The organism is Oleiagrimonas sp. MCCC 1A03011 (assembly GCF_003267965.1).
In the GTDB taxonomy this organism is placed as follows: Bacteria; Pseudomonadota; Gammaproteobacteria; order Xanthomonadales; family Rhodanobacteraceae; genus Oleiagrimonas; species Oleiagrimonas citrea.
Genome location: NZ_MSPY01000002.1, coordinates 148,514 through 160,835, shown reverse-complemented (window position 1 = coordinate 160,835; position 12,322 = coordinate 148,514). Strand labels below are relative to the sequence as shown.

Annotated in this window: 13 protein-coding genes; 10 read left to right on the top strand and 3 right to left on the bottom strand. The window is 67.0% G+C overall.

What is annotated here, in order from left to right; translation table 11 throughout:
* The first annotated feature begins 78 nt into the window (after positions 1-78).
* From BTJ49_RS04335 to BTJ49_RS04295, 10 genes are all read left to right on the top strand, one after another.
* Complete coding sequence (locus tag BTJ49_RS04335) at positions 79-519, top strand: hotdog fold thioesterase (RefSeq protein WP_113064158.1); 441 nt, start codon at positions 79-81, stop codon at positions 517-519.
* Positions 520-526: 7 nt separating this feature from the next.
* Entirely contained in the window at positions 527-1,477 is a 951-nt protein-coding gene (locus BTJ49_RS04330; protein ID WP_113064157.1) for a serine/threonine protein kinase, read from the top strand.
* Positions 1,478-1,518: 41 nt separating this feature from the next.
* Positions 1,519-1,962, top strand: a complete 444-nt coding sequence (locus BTJ49_RS04325) for a hypothetical protein (protein WP_113064156.1) — start codon at positions 1,519-1,521, stop codon at positions 1,960-1,962.
* Between the two features lie 91 nt (positions 1,963-2,053).
* Positions 2,054-3,223: a class I SAM-dependent rRNA methyltransferase gene (locus tag BTJ49_RS04320; RefSeq protein ID WP_113064155.1), complete on the top strand. Its 1,170-nt coding sequence runs from the start codon at positions 2,054-2,056 to the stop codon at positions 3,221-3,223.
* Between the two features lie 44 nt (positions 3,224-3,267).
* Positions 3,268-3,435, top strand: coding sequence for a hypothetical protein (locus BTJ49_RS15715; RefSeq protein ID WP_168184664.1), 168 nt, complete (start codon positions 3,268-3,270; stop codon positions 3,433-3,435).
* Positions 3,432-4,688, top strand: coding sequence for a TCR/Tet family MFS transporter (locus tag BTJ49_RS04315; RefSeq protein ID WP_113064154.1), 1,257 nt, complete (start codon positions 3,432-3,434; stop codon positions 4,686-4,688). The genes BTJ49_RS15715 and BTJ49_RS04315 overlap by 4 nt, the downstream gene beginning before the upstream one ends.
* Positions 4,689-4,840: 152 nt before the next feature.
* Entirely contained in the window at positions 4,841-5,161 is a 321-nt protein-coding gene (locus BTJ49_RS04310) for a hypothetical protein (RefSeq protein WP_113064153.1), read from the top strand.
* Entirely contained in the window at positions 5,158-6,003 is an 846-nt protein-coding gene (locus tag BTJ49_RS04305) for a DUF3014 domain-containing protein (RefSeq protein ID WP_240601729.1), read from the top strand. The genes BTJ49_RS04310 and BTJ49_RS04305 overlap by 4 nt, the downstream gene beginning before the upstream one ends.
* Before the next feature lie 67 nt (positions 6,004-6,070).
* Positions 6,071-8,188: an ATP-dependent DNA helicase DinG gene (dinG, locus tag BTJ49_RS04300; protein WP_113064152.1), complete on the top strand. Its 2,118-nt coding sequence runs from the start codon at positions 6,071-6,073 to the stop codon at positions 8,186-8,188.
* Positions 8,189-8,655: 467 nt separating this feature from the next.
* Complete coding sequence (locus BTJ49_RS04295; protein ID WP_113064151.1) at positions 8,656-9,234, top strand: NnrU family protein; 579 nt, start codon at positions 8,656-8,658, stop codon at positions 9,232-9,234.
* 13 nt (positions 9,235-9,247) lie between these two features.
* Here the strand turns inward: BTJ49_RS04295 and BTJ49_RS04290 are convergent, their stop codons facing one another.
* The 3 genes from BTJ49_RS04290 to BTJ49_RS04280 all read right to left on the bottom strand — a co-directional run bounded on the left by BTJ49_RS04290 (position 9,248) and on the right by BTJ49_RS04280 (position 12,212).
* Positions 9,248-10,039, bottom strand: coding sequence for an alpha/beta hydrolase (locus BTJ49_RS04290; protein ID WP_113064150.1), 792 nt, complete (start codon positions 10,037-10,039; stop codon positions 9,248-9,250).
* A 71-nt stretch (positions 10,040-10,110) separates the two neighbouring features.
* Entirely contained in the window at positions 10,111-10,575 is a 465-nt protein-coding gene (locus BTJ49_RS04285; protein WP_240601728.1) for a nuclear transport factor 2 family protein, read from the bottom strand.
* Positions 10,576-10,826: 251 nt separating this feature from the next.
* The gene (locus tag BTJ49_RS04280) at positions 10,827-12,212 is read right to left on the bottom strand and encodes an alpha/beta hydrolase-fold protein (RefSeq protein ID WP_113064149.1); all 1,386 of its coding nucleotides are present in this window, start codon (positions 12,210-12,212) and stop codon (positions 10,827-10,829) included.
* Positions 12,213-12,322 lie beyond the last annotated feature (110 nt).

Below are 12,322 nucleotides of genomic sequence, written 5' to 3'. Positions count from 1 at the left end.
AGGTTCGATGAACGTACATTGTCGCCAATACGGCCCGCGCGCGACAATGCATCTCTTATTCCGCCCGCGGACACACACATGGCCTTGTGGAAACACGAACCCGACCTGGACCGGCTCAACGGCTGGAGCGACAACACCCTGATGCAGGTTCTCGGCATCCGCCTGACCGAAATCGGCGACGACTTCCTGCGCGGCACCATGCCCGTGGATGCCCGCACCCACCAGCCCTACGGCATCCTGCACGGCGGCGCTTCCGTGGCGCTGGCCGAGACCCTGGGCAGCAGCGCGGCGATGCTGTGCGTGGACCCGGAAACGGAAGTCACCGTCGGCCTGGACATCAACGCCAACCACATCCGCGCCGTGCGCAGCGGCACCGTCACCGGCACTGCGCGCGCCCTGCACATAGGCCGCACCACGCAGGTGTGGGAAATCCGCATCGAGGACGAAGCCGGGCACCTGGTGTGCATGTCGCGCCTGACCATGGCCGTGGTGCCCAAGCGTGCGATCCGCGGCGCGTGAGTCGACCATGACCGCCAACGAAGCGCCCTACGCCGGGCTGTCGCCGGACCTCGTACTGGATGCCGTCGACGCCACCGGCCTGCTCGCCGACGGCCGTCTGCTGGCGCTCAACAGCTACGAGAACCGCGTCTATCAGATCGGCCTGGAGGACGGTCGCTTCCTGGTCGCCAAGTTCTACCGTCCGGGACGCTGGAGCGACGAAGCGATCCAGGAAGAGCACGACTTCAGCGCCGAACTGGCCGCCGCCGAACTGCCGGTGGTCGCGCCGCTGACCTTCGAAGGCACCACGCTGCTGCGCCATGAAGGCTTCCGCTACGCGCTGTATCCGCGCCGCGGCGGTCGCGCGCCGTCACTGGAATCGGCCGACCAGCTGCAGTGGATGGGCCGCCTGCTGGCACGCATGCACGGCATCGGCGCACGCGCGCCGTTCCATCATCGTCAGCGCTTCGACCGCGAGCACCTGATCGGCCTGCCGTCGCGGGCCGCGCTGGCGTCGGGCCTGCTGCCCGCGCACCTTGAGACGTCCTACCGCGACGCCATCGCGCAACTGGACACCGCCGTCGCCGCGCGCTTCGAAGCCGTCGCGCCCCTGCGCACGCTGCGCCTGCACGGCGACTGCCACCCCGGCAACATCCTCTGGACCGACGCCGGCCCGCACTTCGTCGACCTCGACGACGCCCGCACCGGCCCGGCCATCCAGGACCTGTGGATGCTCGCCGACGACGAACGCGGCCTGCGCGAACTGCTGGAAGGCTATGCGCAGTTCGCCGATCTCGACCCGTCCGAACCGCACCTGATTCCGGCCCTGCGCGCCATGCGTCAGGCGCATCACGCCGGCTGGATCGCGCAACGCTGGCACGATCCGGCGTTCCCGGCTGCCTTCCCGTACGCCGCCGAGGCGCGCTGGTGGCAGGAACACATCGACGATCTGCGCGAAGCCACCGACGCGCTGGCCTGAACCGGCTATCCTGCGCGTTTGCTCCCGACGAGTCCGTTTTCATGCATCGAACCCTGCTGCGCCTGATCGGCATCCTGCAAATCGCCGGCGGCCTGTTCGGCCTGGTCGCCGAAGTCGAACGCCTGTTCCCCTGGGGCGGCATGCTCGACATGATCGTCGCGCTGATCGGCGCGTTGCTGTTCGGCCTGATGCTGGTGGCCGGCGTGCTGCTGCTGGAGCATCACGCGGCCGGCACGCGGATGTCGCGCTGGCTGCAGCTGGCGCAGCTGCCGGTGATCGGCACGCCGTTCCTCAGCTACGCGCTGCACGCCGGCGCGCACCTGAATCTCGCCGTCATCATCCACCGCCCACTGGGACTGGCGTTCGGCGGCCATCTCGGCTCCTGGCACTGGCTGCTGGCGCCGGCCGGTCCGCACGACTGGCACCTGGGCGTCAACCTGGTCGCGCTGGCCGCGTGGTTGATCCTGCGCTGGAAGCGCGCCTGACGCGCGCTTCTTCACCCCCTGATCGCGCGACCGTGCCACGCCCGCGAAACGGCGAAGTCCGCGGCGGCCGCGGCACGACTACAATACTCGGATGACGCACATCGACACGCCCACCATCACCCTCAAGACCGAACGCCTGCCGGGCCATCCGTGGATCTGGTCGGCACAGGTGCGCAAACCCGAACAGCATCTGCCGCCGGGTACGGTGGTGCGCATCGTCGATGCGCGCGGACGCTTCGTCGGACACGGCTTCTGGAACGGCCATGCACGCGTGGCGCTGCGGGTGCTGACCACCGACGAAGCCGTGCACATCAACGCCGACTTCATCGCCGCGCGCATCGCCCGCGCCGTGGCGCTGCGCCGCGATGTGCTGAAGCTCGACGAGATCGGTAACGCCTGGCGCGTGATCAACAGCGAGGGCGACGGCCTGTCCGGCCTGGTCGTGGACCGCTATGCCGACACCCTGGTGCTGGAATACTTTGCCGCCGGCATGTGGCGGCTGCGCGAAGTGATCGAGGCCGTGCTGCGCGAGCACTTCCCCGGCGCGACGTTGTACGCCTTCGCCGAGCAGCACGTGCAGAAGCAGGAGTCGTTCGACTGCCACAGCAGCGAGGCGCCCGCGCCCGTGCGCGTGACCGAACACGGCCTGACCTTCCACGCCGCGCCCGGCGCCGGCCACAAGACCGGCTTCTTCGCCGACCAGCGCGACAACCGCCGCCGCTTCGCCGAACTGGCGCGCGGTCGCCGCGTGCTGGACCTGTGCTGCAACAGCGGCGGCTTCGCCATCCACGCCATGGCCGCCGGCGCGCGCGAGGCCATCGCCGTGGATGCCGACACCGGCATTCTCGACATCGCCCGTGCCAACGCCGAGGCCAACAACGTTGATGTGCGCTTCGAGGCCGCCGATCTGTTCGACTGGCTGCGCGCCGCCATCGACCGCGGCGAACGCTTCGAAGCCATCGTGCTGGACCCGCCCAAGTTGACCCGCGACCGCCGCCGCGTGACCCAGGCGCTGAAGAAGTACTTCGCCATGAACCGCACCGCGCTGGACGCGCTGACGTCAGACGGACTGTTGCTGACGTGCTCGTGCACCGGCCTGGTCGGCGCCGACGACTTCCTCGACACACTGCGCCGCGTCGGCCTCTCGGCTGCACGCGACGTGCAGGTGCTGGACCTGCGCGGCGCGGGCGCGGACCATCCGGTCGCCGCCAACGTGCCCGAAGGCCGCTATCTGAAGGCCGCGTTCTGCCGGGTGAGCTAAGCTCGCACTGCGCGTCGCCATCGCGACGCACGGGGAAGCGCGCGGTGAACGTCCGCATCGTCAACATCATGCTGGCCACGGTCGCCGGACTCGGCATCGTCGCACTGCTGTGCGTGCAGCGTGGCCGGCAAGTCCTTATGCAGCACATCGTCTGTGCGCCGCACGCGCGCTACGCTATCGTGCCTGTCCGTTCCGTCCGGATCCCAGCATGAACGCGCTTTCTCCGCACCGACGCCGCGCCGCGTTCGCCTTCATCTTCATCACCGTGCTGATCGACATCCTGTCGTTCGGCATCGTTATCCCCGTGCTGCCGCACCTGCTGGAGGAACTGACCGGCAGCATCGCGCACGCCGCAATCTGGGCCGGCGTGATCAGCACCATGTTCGCAGCCATCCAGTTCTTCTCCTCGCCGATCCAGGGCGCGCTGTCGGACCGCTTCGGGCGGCGCCCGGTGATTCTGCTGTCCAACCTCGGTCTCGGCATCGACTTCGCGCTGATGGCACTGGCGCCCTCGCTGTGGCTGCTGTTCATCGGCCGTGCGATGTCGGGCCTGACCGCCGCCAGCTTCAGCACCGCCAACGCCTACATCGCCGACGTCACCCCCGCGGAAAAGCGCGCGGGCGTCTTCGGCATGCTGGGCGCGGCCTTCGGCATCGGCTTCGTGATCGGCCCGGCGCTGGGCGGCGTGCTCGGCGACATCGACATCCGCCTGCCGTTCTGGGTCGCTGCCGGGCTGGCCGTACTCAACTTCTGTTACGGCTACTTCGTGCTGCCCGAATCCCTGCCGCCGGAGAAACGCAGCCCGCGCTTCGACTTCAAGACCGCGCACCCGATCGGCACGCTGAAGTTCCTCGGTCGCCATCCGCTGGTGCTGGGCCTGGCGATGCTGGTGTTCCTCAGCCAGCTGGCGCACTACGTACTGCAGAGCACCTTCGTGCTGTACACCGATTTCCGTTATGCGTGGGGGCCGCGCGAAGTGGGCTACGTGCTGGCGCTGGTCGGCATCTGCAGTGCCATCGTACAGGCCTGGTTGACCGGAAAGCTGGCGCCGCGCCTGGGCGAACGACGCCTGCTGCTGTATGGCCTCGGCTTCGGCGCGCTCTCGCTGCTGATGATGGGGCTGGCCGCCTCGCCCTGGCTGCTGGTGGCGTCGATTCCGGTAATGGCGCTGTGGGGTCTGGCCGAACCGGCCACGCAGTCGATGATGACGCAGCAGATCTCGCCGGAGGAGCAGGGCCGCCTGCAGGGTGCGCTGAGCAGTCTGATGGCGTTCGCCGGCATCTTCGGCCCGACGCTGTTCACGCAGATCTTCGCCTGGTCCATCCGCACCCCGCAGTACAAGCTGCCCGGCGCGGCCTTCCTGGTCGGCGCACTGATCCTCGCCGGCTGCGTGCTGTTCGCCTGGCGGCTGACCCGCCGCATCGCGGTCTCGCCCGCGCAGACCGCCGGGGAAAGCGCGGACTGATTCGCAGAATCCGCCCGCGTTTCGCCTCATGCAGGCCGTTTCCGCGCCCGTTCAGCCTCGCATCGTAAGCATCGTGACCGGGCGGACCGGATTTGTCCCCGCCGCGCAGGATGCGCACCGGTCCGCTTCGTTCTCCACAGCGAGGTATCGGCATGCAGAAGATTCGCATCGAGTGCATCATGGTCGGCGGCCCGGAACATGGCCGTACGCTGATCGTGCGTCAGGACGCGGCGCGTCCGCAGCGCCCGGCCATCGTGGCCATGGACGGCGAGCTGTGCCGTTGCGCGGCGCTGCGACGCACGCACAACGGCGTCACGCGCTGCCTGCTGGTGCATCCCCATGCCAGCGGCCGGCAGATGCGCGACATGCTGACGGCCTACCGCACCACCCCCACCCTGGCGCGATCACGGAACCAAGCCCGCTCGCGCCAGTCCAAATCGTTACCCACCCTCCACATGGGAATGTCCTCGTGAGCACTTCCAATCCGGCCAAATGGATCACCATGGGTCTGCTGGTCGTCGTCGTGGTCGCCGGCGGCGGCTACTACCTCGTGACGCATCGCGGCCACAAACCCGCACCCGAAAATCTTCCCGCACCAGCAGCCTCCATCGCACCCGCACCGGTCTCGACCGCGCCGCAGCACCCGATCAGCCAGGCGGTGGCGCCGGCCTCGGCAAGCACCGCACCGCTGCCTTCGCTGGACGACAGCGACAGCCTGGTGCACGAGGCGGCGACCCGTTTCGGCGGCGACAAGGCCGCCGACCTGCTGACCGGCAAGGCGCTGATCCCGCACATCGTCGCCACCATCAACGCCCTGCCCGGGAGGCGTCTGCCGGCCAGCGTGCTGCCTGTGCACGCGCCGCGCGGCCACTTCACCGTGACCCAGGCCGATGGCAGCAGCGCCGTGATGGCCCCGACCAACGCGGCACGCTACGCGCCGTATGTCGACGCGCTGGAGAAGGCCGACACCGACCAGCTGGTGGCCTGGTATGTGCGCAACTACCCGCTGTTCGAGGAAGCCTGGCGTCAGCTCGGCTACCCGCAGAAGCACTTCAACGACCGTCTGGTGCAGGTGCTCGACCTGCTGCTGGCCACGCCTGATCCGGCGCAGCCGCCGTACCTGGAAGGCGCGGCCGGCGTGTACCGCTTCCAGAATCCGCAGCTGGAGAACCTCGCCGTCGGCCAGAAGATGCTGCTGCGCCTCGGTCCCGCGCGCGAAGCCAAGGTAAAGGCCAAGCTGCGCGCCATTCGCGCCGCCGTCACCGGGCAGCAGATGCCGGCCACCGAACCGGCTCCGTCCGCCAGCGCCGGCTGATCACTCCGCACGAATCGGACACGCGCCCCGCCCGTCGGGGCGCGCTCGTGGGAGAATACGCGGCATCATGCTCGACGATGCCACCAAGGACGCCATCCGCGCCGCCTACGCGACACTGAAGACGGGTCTTCCCGGCTTCCGTACGCGGCGTTCGCAGGGCCGCATGGTGGCCGAGGTCGCCAAGGCGCTGGCCGAACCCGGCGGCGCGGCGGCCATCGAAGCGCCGACCGGCACCGGCAAGTCGATGGCCTATCTGATCGCCGGCCACGCCGTCGCCCGCGCACAGAAGCGCAAGCTGCTGATCGCCAGCGCCACCGTCGCGCTGCAGGAACAGCTGGTGCGACGCGACATCCCGCAGTACCTCGCTGTCTGCGGGACCGAGGCTCGCGTCGCCCTGGCCAAGGGCCGCCAGCGCTACGTCTGCCCGCGCGATCTGCGCATGGCCACCAGTACCTCCGCCGACGATGCACAGGGTTCGCTGGGCCTCGGCGACGATCTCGCGGTGTGGTCGCGCCCGCCCAAGGCCGAGGAGACCCGCGCGCTGGAAACCCTCGGCGCGACCTTCTCGGACGGCAGCTGGGACGGCGACATGGACGCCGCACCGGTGGAGATCCCGGACATGGTGCGGCGCATGGTCACCACCAGCGCCGGCGGCTGCACCGGCCGCCGCTGCGCGCACTTCCACCACTGCCCGTTCTTCGCCGCGCGCCGCGACGTGGCCGACGCCGACATCATCGTCGCCAACCAGGATCTGGTGCTGTCGGACCTGACCATGCCGCGCGAGGACGACGCCTGGGGCGGCGTGATCCTGCCGCGTCCGGACGAGACGCTGTACGTGTTCGACGAAGCGCATCACATGCCGTCCAAGGCCGTCGAGCGCGGCGCGGCGTTCACCCATCTGACGCAGGCGGCCAACCAGCTGGTACGTCTGGACCGGCACGTGCGCGGCGCCTATTCGCACACCGAGAAGGAACGCCTCGGCGGCATGCACTACGAGCGCGGCAGCGAGTTGCTGGCCACGCTCGGCGATGCACTGACGGCGATGGAGCGCGAGGTGAAGCTGCACTGGACGCCCGCCGCGCACGAGACCGAACCGCAATGGCGCGCCTCGCTCGGCGAACTGCCCGCCGCCTGGGTCGCGCAAGCGCAGTCGCTGATGCTGCAGACCGCCGAGATCCAACGCTGGGTGCGCGCCGTGCGCGGCGCAGTCACCGAGATGGAGCACGCCGGTCCCGCCGGCGAACTGCTGGCGCGCGAGCTGGGCATCGCCCTGGAACGTCTCGGTCGCCAGCTATCCACCTGGACCGCGTGGTCGAACGACGATCCATCCGACCAGCCGCCGCTGGCGCGCTGGGTCACGCTGGACCACGAACAGCAGGTCGTCTGTCACGCTTCGGCCGTGTCCGCCGCGCACCTGCTGCGCGAGGTGCTGTGGGAGAACGCCGCCGCCGCGGTGATGACCTCGGCCACGCTCAGCGCCGGTGGCCACTTCCGCGGCTTCGCCGACGCCGTCGGTCTGCCCGACGACGCGCTGACGCTGAGCCTGCCCTCGCCGTTCGACCTGGAACGTCAGGCCACGCTCGAAGTGCCGCTGCTCGACATTCTTCCCGACAACCGCGAGGCGCACGCCGAGGCCGTCGCCGCCTGGCTGGAAACCGGCCTCGACTGGGACACCGGCAATCTGGTGCTGTTCACCTCGCGCATGAAGATGCAGCGCGTGCTGCAGCTGCTGCCCATCGACAAGGTGCGCAAGATTCGCGCGCAAGGCAGCAAGGCCAAGTCGCAGCTGGTCGCCGACCACGCCGAGGCCATCGAGGCCGGCCAGGGCAGCACACTGTTCGGACTGGCCTCGTTCGGCGAGGGTCTGGACCTGCCGGGCAAGCTGTGCGAAACCGTGGTCGTCACACAGCTGCCGTTCGCCGTGCCCACCGATCCGGTCGGCGCCACCTACGCCGAATGGCTGGAAGCGCAGGGCCGCAACCCGTTCCTGGAAGTCAGCGTGCCCGACGCCACGCGCCTGCTGACGCAATACTGCGGCCGCCTGATCCGCACCGAAACCGACCACGGTCGCATCGTGCTGCTGGACCGCCGCGTCATCGTGCGCCGCTACGGCCAACGCATGCTCGCCGCGCTGCCGCCGTTCGCGCGCGTCATTGAGCATACGCGGCCCCAGACGACCGTCTGAAACCACAGCGCACGCCCGACCGCCCACGCCCGACCGCATCACCTAACCGCACGGCCATCCCAGCAGGACCGTCATCTCCGCAGAGCCGTCATCCCGGCGAACGCCGGGACCCAGCGCCTGCACGCACCTCCACGAAAACGCTCGGTTCCGGCACGTGCCGGCATGAAGACCTTGGAGAACCAGCGCCACGAACCGCTGCGTCATACCGAACACACACGACAGCCGTCGACCACCTGACGTGCGCACGATCTTCCGCAGCCGCACAGCAAAAACCGGCATCCGGGCGCACGCCGGAACCTGGCGCCTGCACGCGTCTTCACAAAAAGGCACTGGGTTCCGGCGTGCGCCGGAATGACGACTGCGAAAACCCATGCATCACGAACCGCGCATCATGTGGACGATGCCCCACTGCCCATCTGCGCGTATCTCCCTATACTCGGAGATATCAACGCCAACGGATGCCTGCGATGACCCTGCTGATTCTCGGACTGATCTTGTTCCTCGGCATGCACAGCGTGCGCGTCTTTGCCGACGGCTGGCGCACGCGCATGATCGAACGTCTCGGCCCGATGCCGTGGAAGGCCATCTACGCGCTGATCTCGCTGATCGGTCTCGTGCTGGTGGTCTGGGGCTTCGGCCAGGCGCGCCTGCATCCGACCCTGCTGTACGCACCGCCGGCCATGCTGCGCCACCTCAACAGCCTGTTCACGCTGATCGCCTTCATCCTCTTCGCCGCCGCGTACGTGCCTTCGAACCACTTCAAGGCCCGGCTCGGCCACCCGATGCTGCTGGGCGCGAAGGTCTGGGCCTTCGGCCACCTGCTCGCCATCGGCTTCCTGCGCGACGTGGTGCTGTTCGGCGCATTCCTGGCGTGGGCCATCGTCGCCTACATGGCCGCAAAGCGACGGGACCGCAAAGCCGGCGTCACCTATCCGGCCGGCACCGCGAAGGGCGACGTCATCACCGTGATCGCCGGCGTGATCGGCTGGGCGGTGTTCGCGTTCTGGCTGCACATGGCGTTGTTCGGCGTGAATCCGATGGGGTGATGTGTTCGCACGCTTACCGGGCAGGCAGGAACAATCGAACCACCGACGCCACCTGCTCGGGCTTGTCGTACGGAACGCCATGCCCCGCATTCGGAATCTGCGCAACGCGAATGCATGCATGCATCCGCTGCAGCTCATCGGCCATCTCGCTCGTCACGATGCCGGACTCGGCGGTGATCAGCAGCGTCGGAATGTCGATGGCGCGGATCAGCTGGCGGTAGTCGGGATTCGGCGGGCGAAGCACTTCGAACGCTTCGATGCGTGTCCGCAATCGTGCATCCGCAAGGTGGTCGATGATTTCCTGCGAACGTCGCGGATGTCGTTCGCGCAGCTCCTCCACAAGCTCGCGCTTGTGCCGGCCAAGCAACTGACGGTGCTGTTCGGCGACATCGCTGTCGAACACTTCGACCTGACGCTGCGCGCTCAGAAAGGTCGGGTCCACCAGAACCACACCGCGCAGCAGGGCGGAGGCGCGACTCGCCACGAGCGCTGCCGTCATGCCGCCCATGGAGTGTCCCACCAGGACCGGCGATGCCAGCTCGAGCGCCTGGATGAATCCCATGACATCGCGAGCATGATCCTCGTATCCGTACCCGTGATCCGGCGCGCTCGAACCGCCGTGACCGCGGGCATCGGGCATCACCACGTCGTACGCACTCTCCAGCGCACGCGCCACGGGCATCCAGCACGCTCCGCTACCGATCAACCCATGCAGCAGTACCAACGGCGGCTTGTCTCCACCGGTTCGCAGGTATTGGATATCAATGCCGTTTGCCTCGCAGACATCACGCATCCAATGCGGCATGAAGAGTCACCTGGCTGGATCGGATGGACTGGCGCGAAGCACTCTTTTCCATGCAGGCGAAACGCCACGCATCAGCGCGTCTTGCCATGCGTCTTCGGCTGGATGGGCTCGTGTCCGTAACTGAGGATGCGCGTCGCGACCCACTTGTCCGACGTTTGATGCCACACGATCAGGAACTGTGCTTCGCCGAAACACTTGTCGCTCTTGATCTCGCAGAACTTGTGCCGGCCCTGCTCGATCGCACCGTAGTTCTTGATCGGGAAGACTTCGAGAGTGCCGGGAATCAGTACGCGACGATAATGACCGCATACGTTCTTCTCCGTGTTGGCCATGTAGGCCTGGCGCGTCCAGGTCACGCCTCCCTTGTCGTGATAGAACTCCAGGTTCGGCGCCAGATAGCTCGCGTGCTTCTTCAGCTGCGCGGGCGAACTGCAGTGGTTGAAGGCATCGAACAGGCCGGCATCGAGTTTCGACACCGTGGCATACAGGGACTGCTTCGCAGCGGCGGCACGGGCCTGCTGCGGTAAAACAGCCATGACCGCGCTCGACAAGGCAAGCGTCAGAACGAAACACGTCATCGGCGTGCATCTCTTCACGTCATTCTCCTTGGCATGAACCACCATCTTAATGCCTGCGCAGAACAACATGGCGCCCGAACAGCGAGGACTTCCAGCATGGACGTCCATACGGTTGTTCAATCGCTCGTCGATGCGCCATGAGCACAAACATGTGAACCCGCACCACGACCTTTGTACGGACTTGCACGCTTGGGTCCATCCGCCAGAAATCAGTCCACGCGACCACCCAGCTCGATGATCTTCCGACGATAGTTCTCGGCTTCGCCGTATCCAGTCTCGACAGCAAGACGATAAGCGCGCCGGTATTCGGCAAGCGCTTCGGACGTGCGCCCGGCCTTCTCGTAGGCGCTGGCCAGCCAGGCGTTGTTTCGCGGATAGCGGTTGTCGGCATAGGCCTCGGCATTGCGCCGAAGCACGGCAATCGCCGCTTCGTAGCGGCCCTGCTGCATCAGCTGCAGTCCCAACGGTACATAGATTTCCTGCGCCTGCCGCGCTGCCGCGCCGTACTTGTCCTGGATCATGTGTTCATGGGCCAGAAAGGCGCCGGTCGAGAAATGGTCGATGATTCCCTGCGGCAACCGCAGGTCGGCGAAGATGAACTTCACGCCGCGGTAGAAGATTCTGAGCGGCGCGGACATGTGACCTTCGCCATCGAATTCCCGGTACCCCACACGCACGTTCGATGGGCGTGCTTCCTTTACCGTATCGACAAAGCGCCTCAGTTCCTGGCGCATGCCCTGACCATCCTCGGCACCAATGCCGAAATACAAGGAGGTCTTCAGCTTCGGATGCGTCTCGAGAAAAGGGCCGACCTCCTTCGCCATTTCCTCGTGGTTCCACCACAGCGCCGGCGACATGACGATCTCGGCATCGAACAGCTTCGGCGCCTTCATCCATGCATAGGCGCAGAACAGTCCACCGAGAGAATGCCCGGCGAGCACCCGGTAACCATTCGTGCGGTAGTGCTTTTCGACGAAAGGAATCACCTCGTCCCGGAGATGCGCCAGCAGCTTCGCGGCATCGCCGCTCTGCGGATTTCCCGTCATGCGCGACGGCGTCATGTCCAGCGTGCGGTCGACACTCTTGAGACCGACCAGGATCACCGGCGGCATGTCCCCGGAACGCACCAGCACATCGCGGGTACCAGCCGCGTGGCGGATGTTCTGCATGCCGTCCAGTAGATAGATCACCGGGTAACGCGCCTTGGATGTGTCGTAGCCGTCGGGCACCGAAACCAGAATCGTGCGCTCGTCGCCCAGCGCCGCCGAGGCGAGGTGAAATTCCTTCGCCAGCGTCAGCCGGCCCGCTGCCTTTACCGGGACCACTGGAGCCGCTCGCGCCGTCGCCCACAGACCGGCAAGAACAAGTACGACGAGAAGATGGAACGAAACGAGGTAACGCTTTCCCATGGAAACTCCCTGACCTGCTGCGGACAGGTCCGACATCCCGATGCAACCAGGCCGCGCACACTCGCTTGCAGCACGACTCGTCCGCATTCGGGGAAACCCGTCAAAAAAACCGTTCGCCCGAAGGGCCAACGGTCGTATAGATGCCATCAAGCAGGAAAAGGTTTGACCGGCCGCGCGCAGCGACATGGCTATGCGCGCTCGTCGCGCTTTCTGTTCATGGCGCACAGTGACTCAACCGGATGCAGCGAATCGTGCATCGTGTCCCTGTTGTCAGCATGTCGTCTTGGGTGATTGCG

Bases quoted from the DNA above. Each gene is read 5' to 3' on its own strand.
- BTJ49_RS04335 (WP_113064158.1), top strand. From the start codon at position 79: ATGGCCTTGTGGAAACACGAACCCGACCTGGACCGGCTCAACGGCTGG.
- BTJ49_RS04330 (WP_113064157.1), top strand. From the start codon at position 527: ATGACCGCCAACGAAGCGCCCTACGCCGGGCTGTCGCCGGACCTCGTA.
- BTJ49_RS04325 (WP_113064156.1), top strand. From the start codon at position 1,519: ATGCATCGAACCCTGCTGCGCCTGATCGGCATCCTGCAAATCGCCGGC.
- BTJ49_RS04320 (WP_113064155.1), top strand. From the start codon at position 2,054: ATGACGCACATCGACACGCCCACCATCACCCTCAAGACCGAACGCCTG.
- BTJ49_RS04315 (WP_113064154.1), top strand. From the start codon at position 3,432: ATGAACGCGCTTTCTCCGCACCGACGCCGCGCCGCGTTCGCCTTCATC.
- BTJ49_RS04310 (WP_113064153.1), top strand. From the start codon at position 4,841: ATGCAGAAGATTCGCATCGAGTGCATCATGGTCGGCGGCCCGGAACAT.
- dinG (WP_113064152.1), top strand. From the start codon at position 6,071: ATGCTCGACGATGCCACCAAGGACGCCATCCGCGCCGCCTACGCGACA.
- BTJ49_RS04295 (WP_113064151.1), top strand. From the start codon at position 8,656: ATGACCCTGCTGATTCTCGGACTGATCTTGTTCCTCGGCATGCACAGC.
- BTJ49_RS04290 (WP_113064150.1), bottom strand. From the start codon at position 10,039: ATGCCGCATTGGATGCGTGATGTCTGCGAGGCAAACGGCATTGATATC.
- BTJ49_RS04285 (WP_240601728.1), bottom strand. From the start codon at position 10,575: ATGGCTGTTTTACCGCAGCAGGCCCGTGCCGCCGCTGCGAAGCAGTCC.
- BTJ49_RS04280 (WP_113064149.1), bottom strand. From the start codon at position 12,212: ATGTCGCTGCGCGCGGCCGGTCAAACCTTTTCCTGCTTGATGGCATCT.